This is a genomic window from Bartonella sp. MR168JLCBS, assembly GCF_042194175.1.
In genome coordinates this window covers 1-258 of sequence record NZ_JBHIMP010000550.1, presented here as the reverse complement: position 1 = coordinate 258, position 258 = coordinate 1, and the positions used below count along the sequence as shown (strand labels likewise).

Here is a 258-nt window from a genome sequence, read left to right as displayed (position 1 = left end):
TGTATGCCCATCAGTTTCCCCTTTCGTACCCTCTAAAGTTATCTTTTGATCAGATTTATCGGAAACGACGCCAGTCTTTGTATCCTTTCGTCTAGACACCAGTATATCCGTATCAACCCCCAAGATAAAACCATTACTAAGTTCGAGATTGGCACCTGCATACACCCCCCCTATAAAACCAGAGAGCTTAGGCATATATTTTTTGTCAACCGAAACCCATTTTTTATTCTTACTTTCCTCATCCGAAAAGAAAAGATT

Annotated in this window: 1 pseudogene; it reads right to left on the bottom strand. The window is 39.9% G+C overall.

The features are described 5' to 3' along the window. A pseudogene (locus ACFIK8_RS12590) lies at positions 1-258 on the bottom strand (hemin-binding protein); the annotation flags it as partial.